The organism is Streptomyces sp. NPDC098789 (assembly GCF_044759975.1).
Lineage (GTDB): Bacteria > Actinomycetota > Actinomycetes > Streptomycetales > Streptomycetaceae > Streptomyces.
The window spans coordinates 21,797-37,120 of record NZ_JBIWAJ010000015.1; the positions used below are offsets into that span (position 1 = coordinate 21,797).

17 protein-coding genes are annotated in these 15,324 nt (G+C 74.6%); 7 read left to right on the plus strand and 10 right to left on the minus strand.

Annotated features, from left to right (window positions below; all coding sequences use genetic code 11):
• Window positions 1-37: 37 nt before the first annotated feature.
• From ACIQWR_RS27185 to ACIQWR_RS27200, 4 genes are read right to left on the minus strand one after another with little or no spacing between them, the layout of a single operon-like run.
• Window positions 38-1,288 carry an amidohydrolase family protein gene (locus ACIQWR_RS27185; protein WP_404014596.1) on the minus strand — a complete coding sequence of 417 codons (1,251 nt, stop codon included), beginning with the start codon at window positions 1,286-1,288 and terminating at the stop codon, window positions 38-40.
• A complete protein-coding gene (locus tag ACIQWR_RS27190; RefSeq protein ID WP_404014599.1) occupies window positions 1,285-2,571 on the minus strand; it encodes an amidohydrolase family protein in 1,287 nt (428 codons plus the stop codon). Before ACIQWR_RS27190 ends, ACIQWR_RS27185 begins: the two co-directional genes overlap by 4 nt.
• 11 nt (window positions 2,572-2,582) lie before the next feature.
• Complete coding sequence (locus tag ACIQWR_RS27195; protein WP_404014602.1) at window positions 2,583-3,467, minus strand: SDR family NAD(P)-dependent oxidoreductase; 885 nt, start codon at window positions 3,465-3,467, stop codon at window positions 2,583-2,585.
• Between the two features lies 1 nt (window position 3,468).
• Complete coding sequence (locus ACIQWR_RS27200; RefSeq protein ID WP_404014604.1) at window positions 3,469-4,278, minus strand: acetoacetate decarboxylase family protein; 810 nt, start codon at window positions 4,276-4,278, stop codon at window positions 3,469-3,471.
• A 159-nt stretch (window positions 4,279-4,437) separates the two neighbouring features.
• Between ACIQWR_RS27200 and ACIQWR_RS27205 the strand changes: the two genes are divergently transcribed.
• The 6 genes from ACIQWR_RS27205 to ACIQWR_RS27230 all read left to right on the plus strand — a co-directional run bounded on the left by ACIQWR_RS27205 (window position 4,438) and on the right by ACIQWR_RS27230 (window position 10,844).
• Window positions 4,438-5,091 carry a TetR/AcrR family transcriptional regulator gene (locus ACIQWR_RS27205; RefSeq protein ID WP_404014607.1) on the plus strand — a complete coding sequence of 218 codons (654 nt, stop codon included), beginning with the start codon at window positions 4,438-4,440 and terminating at the stop codon, window positions 5,089-5,091.
• 141 nt (window positions 5,092-5,232) lie between these two features.
• Window positions 5,233-7,869 (plus strand): MXAN_6230/SCO0854 family RING domain-containing protein, encoded by a 2,637-nt coding sequence (locus ACIQWR_RS27210; RefSeq protein WP_404015043.1) that lies wholly within the window; start codon window positions 5,233-5,235, stop codon window positions 7,867-7,869.
• A 41-nt stretch (window positions 7,870-7,910) separates the two neighbouring features.
• Window positions 7,911-8,897, plus strand: coding sequence for a DEDDh family exonuclease (locus tag ACIQWR_RS27215; protein WP_404014610.1), 987 nt, complete (start codon window positions 7,911-7,913; stop codon window positions 8,895-8,897).
• A 64-nt stretch (window positions 8,898-8,961) separates the two neighbouring features.
• Window positions 8,962-9,195, plus strand: coding sequence for a hypothetical protein (locus tag ACIQWR_RS27220; RefSeq protein WP_404014612.1), 234 nt, complete (start codon window positions 8,962-8,964; stop codon window positions 9,193-9,195).
• Window positions 9,196-9,278: 83 nt separating this feature from the next.
• Complete coding sequence (locus ACIQWR_RS27225; protein ID WP_404014615.1) at window positions 9,279-10,079, plus strand: SURF1 family protein; 801 nt, start codon at window positions 9,279-9,281, stop codon at window positions 10,077-10,079.
• A 9-nt stretch (window positions 10,080-10,088) separates the two neighbouring features.
• Complete coding sequence (locus tag ACIQWR_RS27230; RefSeq protein ID WP_404014618.1) at window positions 10,089-10,844, plus strand: SDR family oxidoreductase; 756 nt, start codon at window positions 10,089-10,091, stop codon at window positions 10,842-10,844.
• Window positions 10,845-10,892: 48 nt separating this feature from the next.
• Here ACIQWR_RS27230 and amaP read toward each other — a convergent pair whose 3' ends face one another.
• The 5 genes from amaP to ACIQWR_RS27255 are packed head-to-tail and all read right to left on the minus strand — an operon-like array spanning window position 10,893 to window position 13,194.
• The gene (amaP, locus tag ACIQWR_RS27235) at window positions 10,893-11,459 is read right to left on the minus strand and encodes an alkaline shock response membrane anchor protein AmaP (protein ID WP_404014620.1); all 567 of its coding nucleotides are present in this window, start codon (window positions 11,457-11,459) and stop codon (window positions 10,893-10,895) included.
• Between the two features lie 8 nt (window positions 11,460-11,467).
• Window positions 11,468-12,082 carry a DUF6286 domain-containing protein gene (locus ACIQWR_RS27240; protein WP_404014623.1) on the minus strand — a complete coding sequence of 205 codons (615 nt, stop codon included), beginning with the start codon at window positions 12,080-12,082 and terminating at the stop codon, window positions 11,468-11,470.
• Window positions 12,079-12,489, minus strand: a complete 411-nt coding sequence (locus ACIQWR_RS27245; RefSeq protein WP_404014626.1) for a hypothetical protein — start codon at window positions 12,487-12,489, stop codon at window positions 12,079-12,081. The genes ACIQWR_RS27240 and ACIQWR_RS27245 overlap by 4 nt, the downstream gene beginning before the upstream one ends.
• Window positions 12,490-12,496: 7 nt before the next feature.
• Window positions 12,497-12,727 carry a hypothetical protein gene (locus ACIQWR_RS27250; protein ID WP_399259126.1) on the minus strand — a complete coding sequence of 77 codons (231 nt, stop codon included), beginning with the start codon at window positions 12,725-12,727 and terminating at the stop codon, window positions 12,497-12,499.
• Between the two features lie 17 nt (window positions 12,728-12,744).
• Window positions 12,745-13,194 carry an Asp23/Gls24 family envelope stress response protein gene (locus ACIQWR_RS27255; RefSeq protein WP_404014628.1) on the minus strand — a complete coding sequence of 150 codons (450 nt, stop codon included), beginning with the start codon at window positions 13,192-13,194 and terminating at the stop codon, window positions 12,745-12,747.
• A 172-nt stretch (window positions 13,195-13,366) separates the two neighbouring features.
• On the opposite strand from ACIQWR_RS27255, the gene ACIQWR_RS27260 reads away from it, so the two are divergent.
• Window positions 13,367-14,320: a zinc-binding dehydrogenase gene (locus ACIQWR_RS27260; RefSeq protein ID WP_404014630.1), complete on the plus strand. Its 954-nt coding sequence runs from the start codon at window positions 13,367-13,369 to the stop codon at window positions 14,318-14,320.
• A 160-nt stretch (window positions 14,321-14,480) separates the two neighbouring features.
• On the opposite strand, the gene ACIQWR_RS27265 is transcribed toward ACIQWR_RS27260, so the two are convergent.
• Window positions 14,481-15,260, minus strand: a complete 780-nt coding sequence (locus tag ACIQWR_RS27265; protein WP_404014633.1) for an enoyl-CoA hydratase/isomerase family protein — start codon at window positions 15,258-15,260, stop codon at window positions 14,481-14,483.
• Window positions 15,261-15,324 lie beyond the last annotated feature (64 nt).

The following is a 15,324-nucleotide window of genomic DNA, read 5'->3' on the forward strand; positions in this document are numbered from 1 at the left end:
CGGTGCCGGAACCGGGCCGCCCGGCGGGAAGGCGGTGCTACCAGACCCGGACCGAGGCGCCCCGGGCGAAGGCCGGGCTGGTGGCCTGCGGCGGGATCTCGGTCAGGGGCTCGGCGACCTCCGTGACGAGCGGGCCGTGCTTGGCGGCGAGCGCGTCCAGGAGCGGCAGGTCGAACCCGTACACGCGGGCCGCGTTGCCGCCGACCATGGCGGCGACCTCGGCGCGCGGCAGGCCCGCGTAGGCGATGCGGAGGCCTTCGCGGGAGAAGGGGGTGGTGCCCTCGTCGTGGGGGTAGTCGCTGCCCCACATGATCTTGTCGAGGCCGATCCGGTCCCGCAGCGGCACCTCGTGGGGGCGCATGAAGCTCGCGCCCACGAAGCAGTTGTCCCGCCAGACCTCGGTGGGGCCCTTGCCCATCGATTCCGCCAGGCCCGCGCCGAACTTGGACTCCGCGGTGGCGGCTCTCGCCGCCGCGTTCACCAGTCGGCCGTGGTAGTAGTCGAGCATCTCCAGCACGCCCGGGATCCAGCCGGACCCCTGCTCGGTCAGCACCAGTTTGAGGCCCGGGTGGCGTCGGAAGGCGCCGCCGAACATGAGGTGCCACAGGGCGCGGTGCGAGAACCAGGTGGTCTCCACCATGAAGACGGCGCGGGCCGCGGGTTCGTCGCCGAGCGGGGGCGAGGCCGAGCCGCCGTGGTGGTTGACCGGGACGTCCAGCTCGTCGCAGACCGCCCAGATCGGGTCGTACGCCGCCGAGTACAGCTCCGGGACGGGCGAGCCCGGCGGGACGCCCGGCAGCAGGATCCCGCCGGTCAGCCCCGCCTCCTTGGTCCGCCGGATCTCCGCGACCGCCGCGTCCACGTCGTTGAGCAGGATCTGGACCACCCCGGCCCGCCGCCCCGGCGCGTCCGCGCAGAAGTCGGCCAGCCAGCGGTTGTGGGCCTGGAGCCCGGCCCAGCGCAGCGCGTACTCGGCGGCGGTGGGCGGCTGCGCCATCAGCGAGGCCTTGGGGAAGAAGGGCGGGATCGTGTTGGGGAAGAGCACCTCCGCCACGATGCCGTCCGCCTCCAGTTCGGCCAGGCGGCGCGGGGAGTTCCAGTTGCGGTCGGCGGTGTCGGCGAGGAGGTCCTCGTAGGGGTTGACGTAGCCGGCGGCCCAGGCGTCGAACTCCTCGTGGTACCGCTTCTCCAGGTACGGCTTGTAGTCCAGGAGGTCGGCGCCCGCGTGGCAGTCCGCCGAGATGACCGTGTAGCGGTCCGCCGCGGTCGTCGGCCGGTCGGAGGTCATCCGTCCACCCCCAGCACCGGGAAGTCGTGGTCGGTCAGCCAGTGCCGGCCGACCTCGCGGGAGCGGGACCAGGAGGCCGTCACGGCCGCCTGGTCGGCCGACTGGCCGAGCTCGGCCGGGGTCGGTCCGATCCGGCGGGCCAGCGGGGCGAGCGCCTCGGTGTCGAAGCCGAAGACCTCGGCGGCGGCCAGGCCCAGCATGCGGCGGGTCTCCTCGACCGGGATGTCGTGGAAGGTCTTCTTCAACCAGCCGCGGGTGTTCGGCCAGGTGCCCTCGGGGTGCGGGAAGTCCGAGCCCCACAGGATGTTGTCCACGCCGATCTCGTAGCGCTGCGCCAGTTCCCGGCGCTTGGTGTTGGTCGCGCAGACGAAGACCTGACGGTCCAGGTACTCGCTGGGCGGCCGCTTCAGCTCCGCGAACGGCGAGAGCTTCTTGCCGCCGTGCGCGCCGAGGTAGAGCCGGTCCATGAACCACAGTTGGTTGGGCAACCACCAGCAGCCGGACTCGGCGACCCCGAACTTCAGGCCGGGGTGGCGCTCGAAGACCCCCGACCACAGCAGGAACCACAGGGGTCGGGCGGGCCACCAGGTGACCTCGGAGACGTAGATCCCGAGGTGGTCGCCGTACTCGTGGCGCGGCGCGGCGCCCGAGTGGGTGACGATCGGCATCGCCGTCTCGGCGGCGGCCGCCCACACGGGGTCGTAACGGCGGTCGTGGTAGGGCGCCTTGTCCACCCACATGGACGGGATCATCAGGGCGCCGAGCCCGGACTCCTTGGCCCGGTGGATCTCGGCGACGACCCGGTCCGGCTCGCCCGTGATGGGGAGCAGGGCCACCCCGCAGTGCCGCTCGGGATTCTGCGACACGAACTCGGCGAGCCAGCGGTTGTGCGCCTGCGCGCCCGCCATGCCCAGCTCGGGGTCCTGGTCGCCGGAGAGGCCGAGGCCGACGCCGAAGGGCGCGGCGGTCTGGCTGTCGACCGCGTCGGCGTCGGGGAAGACGACTTCGGCGGCCACGCCGTCGCCGTCGAGTTCCTTGAGGCGCTGGGTGGCGTCCCACCCGCCCTTGAGGCCCTCTTCGTGGTCGTGGAACCACTTCTCGGCGAAGGCTTCGTTGCGCACGCCGAGCCGGGTGGCCTCCTCGCGGCGGGCGTCGCGCTGGCCGAGGAACTCGTCGAACTGGGGGTGGAAGCGGCGGTCCAGGTAGGGGCGGTACCGCTCGGTGGGCAGCCCGGCGTGGCAGTCGGAGGAGATGATCAGGTACGGGTCTTCGTACGCGTTCACTGCGAGGCCCCTCAGTCGAGGATGAAGCTTTCCAGGTAGGCGGGGTTGGCCCGGTCGAGCATCGACTGCGACCGGGCGCGGATCTGCCGGTCGCTGTGCTCGCTCGCCGGGAGCATCCAGAAGCGGTCGGCCCGGATGCCGTCGACCACGTGCTCGGCGACCTCCTCGACCGGCGTGAAGTTCACCTCGTGGCCGGCCTGCTTCATCGCCGTCTCGTACTGGTCGAGGGTGCGGTACGGCGCTTTGCGCGGGCGTTCCTTGGCGTAGCGGTCGGGCCGGTTGCGGTGGGACTCCCACAGTCCGGTGCGCAGCATGTGCGGTCCGGGGAAGAGGACGGAGGCACCGACCTGCGCGTCCTCGGCCTTGAGGTGGGCGTAGAGCGATTCGGTCATGGTGACCACGGCCGCCTTGGTGACGGCGTAGACCGAGGCGGTGGGCAGCGGGGCGATGCCGCCGTCGCCGGAGGAGGTGTTGACGACGTGGCCGGGGACGCCGCTCGCGATCATGCGCGGGACGAAGGCCTGGATGCCGTGGAAGACGCCCCAGACGTTGACGGAGAAGGCCCACTTCCAGTCGTTGGGCTCGTGCTCCCACATGCGGCCCTCGGCGCCCGATCCGACGCCCGCGTTGTTGCAGAGCACGTGGACCGCGCCGAAGGTGTCGTAGGCCGCGTCGGCGAGGGAGCGCACGGAGTCGCGGTCGCTGACGTCGACGGTGCGGGCGAGCACTTCGGCCCCGTCGGCGGCGAGTTCCTCGGCGGCCTTGCGCAGGGCGCCCTCCTCGACGTCGGCGAGGACCACCTTCAGTCCCTCCGCGGCGAAGCGGCGGGCCATGGCGAGCCCGATGCCGCTGGCCGCGCCCGTGACGACGGCCACCTGTCCCGGTTCGAGTCGCATCTCAGACGCTCCCCGCCGACGAGCCCTCGGGGGGCGCGTCGAGGATCTGCATCGGGTCGTCGTAGCGCTGGTGGATGTAGGGCAGCAGCGCCCGGGCGCTGACCCGTTCGACCACCTTGCCCTTCTGGTCGGTGGTCTTCTCGCCGATGGTGATCTCGACGATCCGGCGCACCGGCAGGTCCGCGATCGGGTCGAACATCGACTCCCGCAGGACGACGTCGCCCGTGATGTGCTCCAGCTTGCGGACCTTCTCGTTGCGGGTGCAGTGCACCAGGACGGGGTCGGCGTCGAAGCCGTCGCCGTCCACGGCGGGCAGGAACTTGAAGTAGAAGTCGGTCTTCGTGGTGGGCTCGGGCAGCGGCAGCACGCGGTCCACCGCGCCGCGCACCTCGACGAAGGCGATCCCGTGCCGGGCGAGGGAGGCCCGTACGACGAGGCCGTCGCGTTCGACGGCGACCTCGCCCAGCTTCTTCGGCTCGCCGAACACCTCGCGGCCGCCGACCAGGGCGCGCTCGTGGGTCATCGGCATGACGAGCGGGTACCAGCCCTCGACCGCGCCGTGCCGGGCGGCGACGGCCACGGAGCCCGCGCCGAGCGGGTAGCCGGGCAGGTCGACCTTGCTGATGTTGGCCCGTACGAGCGGCCGTTCGGCGGGCTTGAGCGGCGGCGGGAGGACCGCGGCCACCACGTCCGGATCGCTCTCCCAGACGGCCACCACACCGGTGGACCAGATGTCGGGAAGCTTGGAGCTCTTCTCGCGCGAGGCCGAGATCTCGGCTTCGGTCCGCGCGCCGTACCGTACGCGTGCCATGGGAAGCACCACCCTTCACGGGGTCCCCCGGCGGCAGCCGGGGGAGGTTCTGTAACACAGTTACACCGCCACCGATGAAGGGTAAAGAGGGCTGCACGTACAAGAACTGACGGACCGCCAGATGAATTGTTGCTCCACCGGACAGAGTTGGGGGCCGTGATGGCCAGAAGTGCGCTCACCCGCGAGGAGGTGCTGGAGACGGCCGCGTCCCTGGTCACACAGCACGGCCCGGCCGCCCTCACCATGCGCAAGCTGGCCGCCGAACTCGGCACCGCGGTGACCTCGATCTACTGGCACGTCGGCAACCGGGAATCCCTGCTCGACGCGCTCGTCGAACGGACCGTCCGGGACATGGGCGCGGTGCGCCCCACCGGCCGCACCCCGCTCGACCGGATCGTCTCGGTGGCCCGGACCCTGCGCCGCGAGCTGCGCCGGCGCCCGCACCTGATCGCGATGGTGCACGAGCGCGGGCTGACCGAGCGGATGTTCCTGCCCGCGCAGCAGGCCCTCGTGCACGAGGTGCACGCGGCGGGGCTGCGCGGGGCCCGCGCGGCCGACGCCGTGCGCGTGGTCCAGTTCCAGATCGTCGGCTTCGTCCTCATCGAGCGCAACCGCGAACGCTCCCCCGCCCAGTCCCCCGCCGAGGGCGAGCTCTGGGACCCGGCCGCGGCCCCCGACGATCCGGCCCTCGCCCGCGCCCTGGCCCGCCCGGCGGACCCGGAGCGGCTCTTCCTGTTGTCGGTCAGGACCCTGGTGGCGGCCCTGCTGGCACCGGACGGACCAGACGGACGCGCCGGAGAATCACCTCGCTAATCGCTTTGCGCCGCGCGCCCGTTCCGTGATGGGATTCCTGGACACGGGGGCGGCTCCCCGGCGCGCATCCTTCTCACCTTCCTGCAAAGATCCCGCGCGCCCACTCTCCGCCCCCGTTCTTCACGTCCAGGAGGGGCACCCATCACCACCGTCGAGTCCGTACTGCTGCGCCGGATCCAGACCGTCTACGTCGACCCGGTGCCCGTATGGGCCCCCGACGGCGGGCCCGCCCTGCGCCGGCTCGAAGCCGCGCTCCTGGAGCGGGGCCACCTCCTGCGCCCGGAGCTGTACGCGGCGCTGGCCGCGCTCCCGGCCGGGGCACTGGCCGACATCCGGCGCGACCTCGTCGCCCTGATCGACGACCTGCTCGGCGCGGACCGGACCCACACCCCGCTGCTGCGGCGCTTCCCCTCGATCGTGCGGGGCGTGGTGCGCGACACCGACCGGCTCTACGTGGACCGGGTCTTCGCACACCTCCTCCAGCAGGCGGACCACCCCTGCGTGCTGTGCGGCGAGCAGCGCACCGTCTTCCCCGTGTCCCCCTGCGCCCACCTCGTGTGCCGGCTGTGCTGGGACGGCGCGAACTACTCCGGCTGCCCCCTGTGCCACCGGCGGATCGACCCCGCCGACCCCTTCCTGCGTCCCGTCCGCCCCGCCGCCGGCGCCGCCGCCGGCGCGGAGCCCGTCCGACGGGGCCCGCTGCGGCTGCTGGAGCTCGGCACCGACCGGGCCGCCGACGCGGGCCGCATCGTGGCGGCGCTGCTCGCCCGGCGCACCCCGCTCTCCCCGCAGGACCGCGAGGACCTGCTCGTCCTGCTGCCGCTGAGCCCGGCCGCCCGCGGCGACCTGCCCGCGGAGATCCCCGTGCGGGAGACCAAGGCGCTGGTCCTGGGCACGCTCCTCGCCGGATCCGGGACGCGGGAGGCCGCGCGGGCGCTGCTCGCCGAGCGGCTGACCACCGCCACCGACGTGCTGCGGCTGCTGGCCGTGCTGTCCTCGGGGGACCCGGGGCTGCTGCCGCTGCCGACCCGGTTCGTCTCCGTCGGGCGGCCGCTGCGGCGCGCCCTGTTGGCCGTACTGGACGCCCTGCCGACCCCCTACGTCGTCGAGGACCTGCTGCGCCACCCCACCGCGTGGAAGCGCGCGGCCGAGGTCCTGCACCCCTTCGAGCAGCACGCCCGGCACCCGCGCGCCGCCCTCGCCTTCGCCGCCCTGCGCGGCACCCCGCTGACCGGGCCGCTGGGCGCGAGCCTGCGGGAGAGCGCCGCCGCGCACCCGGACGCCGTGCGGATCGACCCCGACGGTTCCCGGATCCGGCCCGCGACCTGGGGCCACCGGATGGAAGGGGCCCTGGCCCAGGGCGCCCCCGGGGCCGCCGCCGCGGTGGCCGGGGCGCGCCCCGGCGAACTGGTGCGCCGGCTCGACCACCTGATGCGCCTGCACGACGGGGACCACCCGGTGCCGGAACTCGCCCGGGCGCTGGAGCGCGGGCTGCCCGCGGTGGGCCCCGGCCCCCTGCTGTCGGCGCTGGGAGCGCTGCGGGTGCGCGCCGAGGACCGGCTCGGTACCCGCAGGGTCTTCTTCCCCCGCGGCGAGGTCACCCGCGCCCTCTCGGTGACGGAGGCGCGCCCGCCGCTGTCCGGACCGCTGGTGCGCGACGTCGTCGGGCTGCTGGAGGACGAGGTGCTGCGCCGGTTCGCCCGGTCCGAGGAGCGCCCGTACGAACTGGCCGTCATCGACTCCGGGCTCGGCGACCTCGCCGTCCCCTTCGCGGAGCGCGACTCGGCCCGGACCCTGGTCGCGGTGCCGCGGGGCAGCACGGCGGCCCTGCCGCCCGGCGAGGTGCTGCGGCTGTTCCTGCACTGGACGGAGCCGACGGGCCACCGCACCGACCTCGACCTGTCGGTGGCCTTCTTCGACGCCGACTGGCGGTTCACCGGTCAGTGCGACTACACCCGCCTCGCGCACGGGCCCGCCGGCGCCGCCGTCCACTCCGGCGACCTCACCTCGGCCCCCGCCCCGGACGGCGCGACCGAGTACGTCGACCTGGACCTGACGAAGCTCGCCGCGCACGGGGACGCGTACGCCGTCCCCCTGGTCTTCAGCTACAACAACGTGCCCTTCGACGAGCTGCCCGACGCCTTCGCGGGGTTCATGACCCTGGCGGCGGACGGCCCGCGCGACGCCCGCTACGACCCGCGGACCGTGCGCCAGCGCTTCGACCTCGCGGGCCGCTCCCGGGCGTACCTGCCGATGGTGGTGGACCTGGGCGCGCGCGAGGCGCTGTGGGCGGACGTCCACCTGCCGCCCTCCACGTCGTTCCAGAGCGTCGACGCCTCGGGCGGCGCACAGCTGGGAGCGGCGGCCCGCGACCTCCGCGCGCACTTCGCCTCCGGCACCCGCACCACGCTGTGGGACCTCGCGGTGTGGCGCTCCGCCGCCCGCACCCGGGAGGTGGCCGTGCTCTGGCGAGCGCCGCTGCCCGGTGCGCTCGACGAGCTGTGGCTCTACCGGGCCGCCGCCGGCGAGGAACCGGCCGCCTTCGCCGCCCGGATCGCCGCCCTGGACGCGCCGCAGGAGCGCCGTCCGCACGCGGACGCCGACGGCGCGGCCGCCGAACTGGCCGCCGGGAAGCACGCGTTCCTCGCGCTCACCCGCGCGAGCGTGGCCCCGCAGGGGGGTTCGGGTACGGCGTACCGGCTCTTCCCCGGCCCCGCCGAAGTGCCCGCGGGCTTCGCCCGGGTGAGCGCCGGCGACCTCGTCGCCGAGCTGGGCTGAGGCGGACGGGCCACGGCTGTCGGTCCGGGCCGATATCCTCTGTGACCATGCTCGACGACCGCAGCACCGCAGAGACGACCTGGCCGACCGCGTACCCGCAGGGGTACGCGGTCGTCGACGTGGAGACCACCGGGCTCGCGCGCGACGACCGGATAATCTCCGCGGCCGTCTACCGGCTGGACGCGCGGGGCAACGTGGAGGACCACTGGTACACCCTGGTCAACCCGCAGCGCGACCCCGGCCCGGTCTGGATCCACGGACTGACCAGCGACGTACTGCGGGACGCGCCGCTCTTCGGCGAGATCGCCGAGGAGTTCGCCGGGCGGCTCGCGGACCGGGTGCTCGTCGCGCACAACGCCATCTTCGACTGGCAGATGATCGCCCGCGAGTACGCGCGGGCCGCGTCGAGCGCGCCGGTCCGTCAGCGGCTGTGCACCATCGCCCTGTCGAAGGAACTGAACCTCCCGCTGCCCAACCACAAGCTGGAGTCGCTCGCCGCGCACTTCGGCGTGGTCCAGCAGCGCGCCCACCACGCGCTCGACGACGCCCGGGTGCTGGCCGAGGCCTTCCGGCCCTCCCTGCACGCGGCCGCGCGCGACGGGGTGCGGCTGCCGCTGTTGGAGTGCCGCCCGCTGACCGAGTGGTCCGACACCCCGGCGACGCCGCGCATCGGCCACCAGGCCTCCTACCGGAGCGCGGGCACGGGCAGCTGGCGCCAGTCGCGCAAGCGGCCGCCGTGCCCGCACCCGAACCCGGGCCGCTACACGGACGGCGGCACGCTCAAGCAGGGCATGCGCATCGCCTTCTCGGGCGACACCTCGGTGGACCGGGAGCTGCTGGAGGACCGCGCGGTCGAGGCGGGGTTGCACATCGCGACCAGCGTGTCGCGGCTCACCAGCCTGCTGGTGACCAACGACCCGGACTCGGCGACCTCGAAGACGGTCAAGGCGAAGTCCTTCGGGACCCCGGTCGTCGACGAGGCCGCCTTCACCCAGCTGCTGCGGGACGTGGCTGCGGCAGACGGGTGAGCATCGGGCGACTCGCCCGGTGACCGCTTTCCCGGTCGGCCCGTCCGGTCCCACTCTGTGGCGCATGGCACGTTGTGAGGTTTGCGGAAACGACTACGGCATGTCCTTCGAGGTGCACGCGCAGGGCGCGATTCACGTCTTCGACTGCTTCTCCTGCGCCATCCACCGCATGGCACCCATCTGCGAGCACTGCCGGGTCCAGATCATCGGCCAGGGCGTCGAGGTCGACCAGCAGTGGTTCTGCGGGGCGCACTGCGCCCGTGCGGAGGGGAAGGTGGGCGTCGTCGACCGCACCTGAGCGAGCGCACCCGGGCGACCCCGACCGAGCGGGCGGGTCACCCGCCCGCCGGCCCCCGCGCGCCGAGGGGTACCGTCTTGGGCGTGTACCGCTTCGTACTGACCCGGCAGTGGCTGGGCCTGCACCTCCTGGCCCTCGTCCTGATCCCCTCGATGATCCAGCTGGGGTTCTGGCAGTTCCACCGCCATGAGCACCGGGTCGCCCAGAACGAGCTGATCGCGCGGAATCTGGCCGCGCAGCCGGCTCCGATGACCGAGCTGACCTCGCCCGGGCACGAGGTCCCGCGCGCCGACTTCTGGCGCGCGGTCACCGCCACCGGCACCTACGACACCGCGCACGAGGTCGTCGTGCGGATGCGGACCTCCAACGGCGACAAGGTCGGCTTCCAGGTGGTCACCCCGCTGGTGCTGGGCGACGGCCGGGTGGTCCTGGTCAACCGGGGCTGGGTGCCGGGCGGCGGCGATCCGACCGCCTTCCCCCCGGTGCCCGCCGCGCCCCCGGGCGAGGTGACCGTGACCGGCCGGCTCAAGGCCGACGAGGTCAACGGCGACGGCGGCATCCGGGACCGCAAGGGCCTGCCGGAGCGCCAGGTGATGCTCATCAACAGCGGCCGGCAGGCGAAGTACCTGGGCAGGCCGGTGCTCGGCGGCTACCTGGAGCTGACCGCTCCGGTCCCGCCCGGCGGCAGCCCCGAGCCGGTCGCCGAACCCGACCACGAATCGATCGGCCCGCACATGGCCTACGCCGTGCAGTGGTGGCTGTTCACCGCGGCCGTGCCGGTGGGCTGGGTGGTCCTGGTCCGGCGCGAGAAGCGCGACCGCGAGGAGGCGGCCGCGAAGGCCGCCGCCGCGGAAGGCGCCGAGGCCGAGCCCGCGACGGCGTAGCGTACCGGTATGGATCTTGGACTGAAGGACCGCGTCTACGTCGTCACCGGGGCCACCCGCGGCCTGGGCTTCGCCAGCGCCCGCGAACTGACCGCGGACGGCGCACGGGTCGTCCTCACCGGCCGGGACGAGCGGCGGGTCGCGGACGCCGCCGCCGCACTCGGCCCGAACGCGGTCGGCGTCGTCGCCGACAACGCCGACCCGGACGCCGCCGCCCGCCTCGTCGCCACCGCCCGCGAGCGGTTCGGCCGCTTCGACGGCGTCCTCATCAGCGTCGGCGGACCCGCCCCGGGCGCGGGCGCGGACAACACCGACGAGCAGTGGCGCTCGGCCTTCGAGTCGGTCTTCCTGGGCGCGGTCCGGCTGGCCCGCACGGCCGCCGCCGAGCTGGGCGAGGGCGGGGTCATCGGCTTCGTGCTCTCCGGCTCGGTGCACGAACCGATCTCCGGGCTGACGATCTCCAACGGGCTGCGCCCCGGGCTGGCGGGCTTCGCCAAGTCCCTCGCGGACGACCTCGGCCCGCGCGGGATCCGGGTGGTCAGCCTGCTGCCCGCGCGGATCGACACCGACCGGGTGCGGGAGCTGGACGCGCTCTCCGGGGACGCGGCGGCCTCCCGGGCGGCCAACGAGTCCCGCATCCCGCTGCGCCGTTACGGCACGGACCGGGAGTTCGGCCGCGCGGCCGCCTTCCTGCTCTCGCCGGCGGCCTCGTACCTGACGGGCATCATGCTCCCCGTCGACGGCGGCGCCCGCCACGGCTTCTGACCCCGCGAGTCCCCCGTGCGCCCCGGCGCTCCCCGGCGCTCCCCGGGCTCAGCTGACGCGCTGGGCCCGGTGATCGGCGACCTGGAAGCGGATCTCGGTGGGGAGTTCGGCCAGGCCCGCCGAGGCGCGGGCGTGGTCCAGGACCGGGCCGGCCAGCGCGGCGAGGACGTCCGCGGGCACGGCGTGCGGCTCCAGTCGCAGATCGAGCCGCAGCGCGGGGGCCGTGCGACGGCCGCGCAGGGCGACCCGGCAGTGGGCGACCCCGTCCAGCGCGCCCGCCTCGACCGCCACCGCCTCCTCCAGCGCCCGGCCGCGCAGCAGGGCGAAGGCGCCGTCCCCGGTGTCGACCAGGACGGCCGGGAGCCGGGAGCGGCGCAGCTGGGCCGACAGCCACCACAGGGCGAGCAGCACGCACAGGCCGAGGACCGCGACCACCGCCCACCACCACCAGCCCTCCGCGTGCCAGTGCCGCCGCCGGGCGGCGCTCAGCAGGGGCGCGCGACGGCCCTCCAGCAGCGGGCGGCCGGTGAGCAGGACGGCGCCGCCCGCCAGCAGCGCCAGGGCCACGAGGGCGAGCAGGATCCGGTTGACCGTCCCGAGCCGCTGTCCGTGCATCCGTGCGTTCATCCCTTTCCGGCCGGGTCGACCCGGACCCGCGGCCGCGGCTCGTGGGCCAGGCCCAGCTCGGCGAGCCCGACGGCGAGGACCGCCTCCAGGTCCGCCCGTACGTCGTCCAGTTCGCGGAAGTGGGAGGCCGCGCGCACGGTCACGTGCGAACGGGCCACCGTGACCCGGGCCGAGCGGACCCCGGACACCTCCATCGCACGGTCCCGCAGCACCAGCGCGGCGGCCTTGCGCCCGATCCCGGCACGCACCTCGGGGGCCCCGCCGGCGGGGCGAGGGGGTCCCGGGGAGCGCAGCGGCAGGACCGAGCGCAGCCCGGGGGCCAGTGCGAGGAACAGCAGCGCCGCCCCGGCCAGCACCAGCACCGCGCCGGCGACGACCACCCCGGTGTCCGCGGGGGCGTGCCGCTCCAGCAGCCGGGCCAGCTCGTGGCGCCAGCGCATGCCGGGGCGCCGCGCGCGCACGGCGGCGAGGTCGTAGAGGAAGAGCCCGGCGCCGCCGAGCACCACGAGCGCGGTCAGCGCGGCGGGGACCCGGCGGGCCGAGCGGAAGCGCGGGGCGGCGCCGCGGCCCGGGTCGGCGCGCCGCTCGTCGAGTCCGGCGGGGGCGCTCACCTCAGCCGGTCCCGCCGGGCGGGGCCGACCTGGGCGGGGTGCAGCCGCTCCACGTCGATGTCCACTTCCGGCACCGACATCCCGGCGCAGTCCTCGACCCGCTGGGCGACCCGGCGGCGCACGGCGGAGCACTCGGTGGCGAGATCGGCGGGGTAGCCGAGTTCCAGGCTGATCCGCACGCGCGCGATGTCGTGGTGCACGGTGACCGTGGCGTGCGGGGGCGCGGCGTCGGCGGGCGGTGCGGCGGGCAGCGCCGTCAGGGCCTCCCGGGCCGCTTGCGCCGCGATCTTGGCGACGACCCGATCGGCGATCCGGGTGGCACCGCGGTCGGCGGGGGCCACCTTGGGCGGGGTGCTCCGCGGGGTGCCGCAGGCACGGGGGACGCCGTCGTCGCGCGGGAGGCTCATCGCGGCCTCACCGACGCCGGTCGTCGCGGCGACCGCCACCGTGGTCGCCGTCGCTCGGGGAGCCCCGGTCGCGGGGCCGGAAGAAGTCCCCGGGGTCCAGGTCGCCGTCCAGGAACCGGCCCGCGAAGAATCCGACGGCGCCGAGCGCCGCCACCAGCAAGAAGGCCCCGAAGCCGCCGAAGTACCCGGCGAACCCCAGTGCCATGCCGGCCATCAGGCCGACCACCGCCATGCTCATGCTGGTTCCTCTCGGCGCTACTGGAGCCGGGATTCCGGCTCCTCGTCCTCGTCGTCGGGCAGTTTGACGTCGCTCACGGCGACGTTGACCTCGACGACCTCCAGGCCGGTCATCCGCTCCACCGCCGAGATCACGTTCTCCCGCACCGCCCGGGCCACCTCGCGGATCGACACGCCGTAGTCCACGACGATCTCCACGTCGAGGGCGGTCTGCACCTCGCCGACCTCGGCCTTGACGCCCCGACTGACCGAGGACTTCGCCCCGCCCGGGACCCGGTCGCGGACCGCGCCGAAGGTGCGGGAGAGGCCGCTGCCGCTGCCCATCGCGTGGACGCCGAGCACCTCGCGGGCGGCCAGCCCCGCGATCTTCTCGACCACCCCGTCGGCGATGGTGGTGCGGCCCCGGTCGGCCGGGGGCCTGGTGGGGCCTCCCGATGCGGATGCGGATCCGGATCCCGATTCGCTCATCGCCGTGTCCTTTCGCGCGTACGGACTTGCGACCACGGTATGCGCGCTCCACGGCCGGTGCCCGGGCACTACGCCGGACGGCCCGGAAGAGATTTGTTGATCATGCTTGACCTCAAGCGCGGTCGAGGTTCGAGACTGAACGGCGAAAGGTTCGTCGAACGAGGGGGATGTCATGCGAGCGGTACGGGTGGACGGCTACGGCGGCCCGGAGGTCCTGGTCGAGGTCGAGGCGCCGGACCCGGTGCCGGGTGCGGGCGAGGTCGTGGTGCGGGCCGAGGCCGTCGACACCATCTACGTCGAGACCCAGATCCGGGGCGGCTGGGGCGAGGCCTTCGGGGTGCACCCGCCGTACGTTCCGGGCGGCGCGGCCGCCGGGCGGGTCGCGGCGGTGGGCGAGGGGGTGGACCCGGGCTGGCTGGGCCGCCGGGTGGTCGCCGCCCCCGGCACGAAGGGCACGTACGCGGAGCTGGTCCGGGTACCGGTGGAGCTCCTGGTCCCGGTCCCGAACGGGCTGGGCCTGCGGGAGGCCGCGGCACTGGCGCACGACGGGGTGACGGGGACGGGCATCGCCGAGGGGGTCGCCGTCGGGCCGGGCGAGCGGGTGCTGATCCTGGGCGCGGCGGGCGGCATGGGGACCCTGCTGGTCCAGCTCGCGAAGGCCGCCGGGGCGCACGTGGTGGGCGCGGCCCGGGGCGGGGCGAAGCTGGCCCTGGTACGGGAACTGGGCGCGGACGTGGTGGTCGACTACACGGAACCGGGCTGGACCGAACGGGTCGGGGGGCCGGTGGACGTGCTGCTCGACGGGGTCGGGGGCGAGTTGGGCCTGGCGGGCTTCGGGCTGGTCAAGGACGGCGGCCGGGTGTCCGCGCACGGGGCGCCGAGCGGGGGCTTCACCGAGCTGGACCCGGCGGAGGTGGCGGCGCGGGGGATCGCGCTGCGGGGGATCGCCGAGGTGCAGTTCGGGGCGGCGGAGGTCGTGCGGTTGGCCGCGGGGGCGCTGGCGCTGGCCGCGGCGGGCCGGCTGCGGCCGGTGATCGCCCGTACCTTCCCCCTGTCCGCGGCGGCCGAAGCCCACCGCGCCATGGAATCCCGCACCATCCCGGGCAAGGCCCTCCTGATCCCGTGACCCGGGCCGAGCCCAGCCTGCCCGGCGTTTGAGGGCCCGCCGGAGGCACGAGCGAGCGCAACGCCGCCGTCCATCCGTCCGCCGACCACGCCTCCGGCGGGCCCTCAAACGCCGGGCAGGCTGGATTTGCCCCGCCCGGTGATCGAGGGCGCGGCCGGGGTCAGTCCGAGAGACCGGCGAGGTCGCGCAGGCGGCGGGACTGGGCCGCGCGCTCGGCGACGCGCTGGTCGTCGTAGGTACGCCCCGACGCCCCCCGCAGCAGCGCCTTCGTCTCGATCACCGCATCCCGCGGCGGCGCGAGCAGCGCCGCCACCAGGTCCTGCACGGCGGCGTCCAGCTCGGCCCCGGGCACCACGAGGTTGGCCAGGCCGATCCGCTCGGCCTCCTCCGCGTGGACGGAGCGCCCGGTGGCGCAGATCTCCAGGGCGCGGGCGTAGCCGACCAGGTCGGTCAGCGGCCGCGTGCCGGCCAGGTCGGGAACCAGCCCCAGGCTGGTCTCGCGCATGGCGAACTGCACGTCGTCGGCGACGACGCGCAGGTCACAACCGAGCGCGAGCTGGAAGCCGGCACCGATGGCATGACCTTGCACCGCGGCGACGGAAATGATGTCGTTGCGCCTCCACCAGGTGAAGGCCTCCTGGTACTCGGCGATGGTGGCGTCCAACAGTTCGTCGGAACCACGCGCCAGGTCCAGGAAGGACGGCTCGCCCTCGAAGCCTTCAGGCGTGAACGCCTGTCGGTCGAGTCCGGCGGAGAAGGACTTGCCTTCGCCGCGCAGCACGACGACCCGGACGGTGCCCGGCAACGACCGACCGGCCTCTGCCAACGCCCGCCAGAGCGCGGGGGACTGAGCGTTTCGCTTGGCCGGATTGGTCAGTGTCACCGAGGCGACCGTGTCGTCGACGGTGAGCCGTACGCCGTCCTTGTCGAGCAGAGCCATCTGTGTGCCTCCGGTGTGCAGTCGGCCGCGGACTCGGCCTTAAGTGACTGCACAGTAACCACCC

What these genes read in the sequence shown, in the direction of transcription:
- ACIQWR_RS27205 (WP_404014607.1), top strand. Translation starts at nt 4,438, where the DNA reads ATGGCCAGAAGTGCGCTCACCCGCGAGGAGGTGCTGGAGACGGCCGCG.
- ACIQWR_RS27195 (WP_404014602.1), bottom strand. Translation starts at nt 3,467, where the DNA reads ATGCGACTCGAACCGGGACAGGTGGCCGTCGTCACGGGCGCGGCCAGC.
- ACIQWR_RS27260 (WP_404014630.1), top strand. Translation starts at nt 13,367, where the DNA reads ATGCGAGCGGTACGGGTGGACGGCTACGGCGGCCCGGAGGTCCTGGTC.
- ACIQWR_RS27200 (WP_404014604.1), bottom strand. Translation starts at nt 4,278, where the DNA reads ATGGCACGCGTACGGTACGGCGCGCGGACCGAAGCCGAGATCTCGGCC.
- ACIQWR_RS27265 (WP_404014633.1), bottom strand. Translation starts at nt 15,260, where the DNA reads ATGGCTCTGCTCGACAAGGACGGCGTACGGCTCACCGTCGACGACACG.
- ACIQWR_RS27250 (WP_399259126.1), bottom strand. Translation starts at nt 12,727, where the DNA reads ATGAGCATGGCGGTGGTCGGCCTGATGGCCGGCATGGCACTGGGGTTC.
- ACIQWR_RS27245 (WP_404014626.1), bottom strand. Translation starts at nt 12,489, where the DNA reads ATGAGCCTCCCGCGCGACGACGGCGTCCCCCGTGCCTGCGGCACCCCG.
- ACIQWR_RS27255 (WP_404014628.1), bottom strand. Translation starts at nt 13,194, where the DNA reads ATGAGCGAATCGGGATCCGGATCCGCATCCGCATCGGGAGGCCCCACC.
- ACIQWR_RS27185 (WP_404014596.1), bottom strand. Translation starts at nt 1,288, where the DNA reads ATGACCTCCGACCGGCCGACGACCGCGGCGGACCGCTACACGGTCATC.
- amaP (WP_404014620.1), bottom strand. Translation starts at nt 11,459, where the DNA reads ATGCACGGACAGCGGCTCGGGACGGTCAACCGGATCCTGCTCGCCCTC.
- ACIQWR_RS27220 (WP_404014612.1), top strand. Translation starts at nt 8,962, where the DNA reads ATGGCACGTTGTGAGGTTTGCGGAAACGACTACGGCATGTCCTTCGAG.
- ACIQWR_RS27230 (WP_404014618.1), top strand. Translation starts at nt 10,089, where the DNA reads ATGGATCTTGGACTGAAGGACCGCGTCTACGTCGTCACCGGGGCCACC.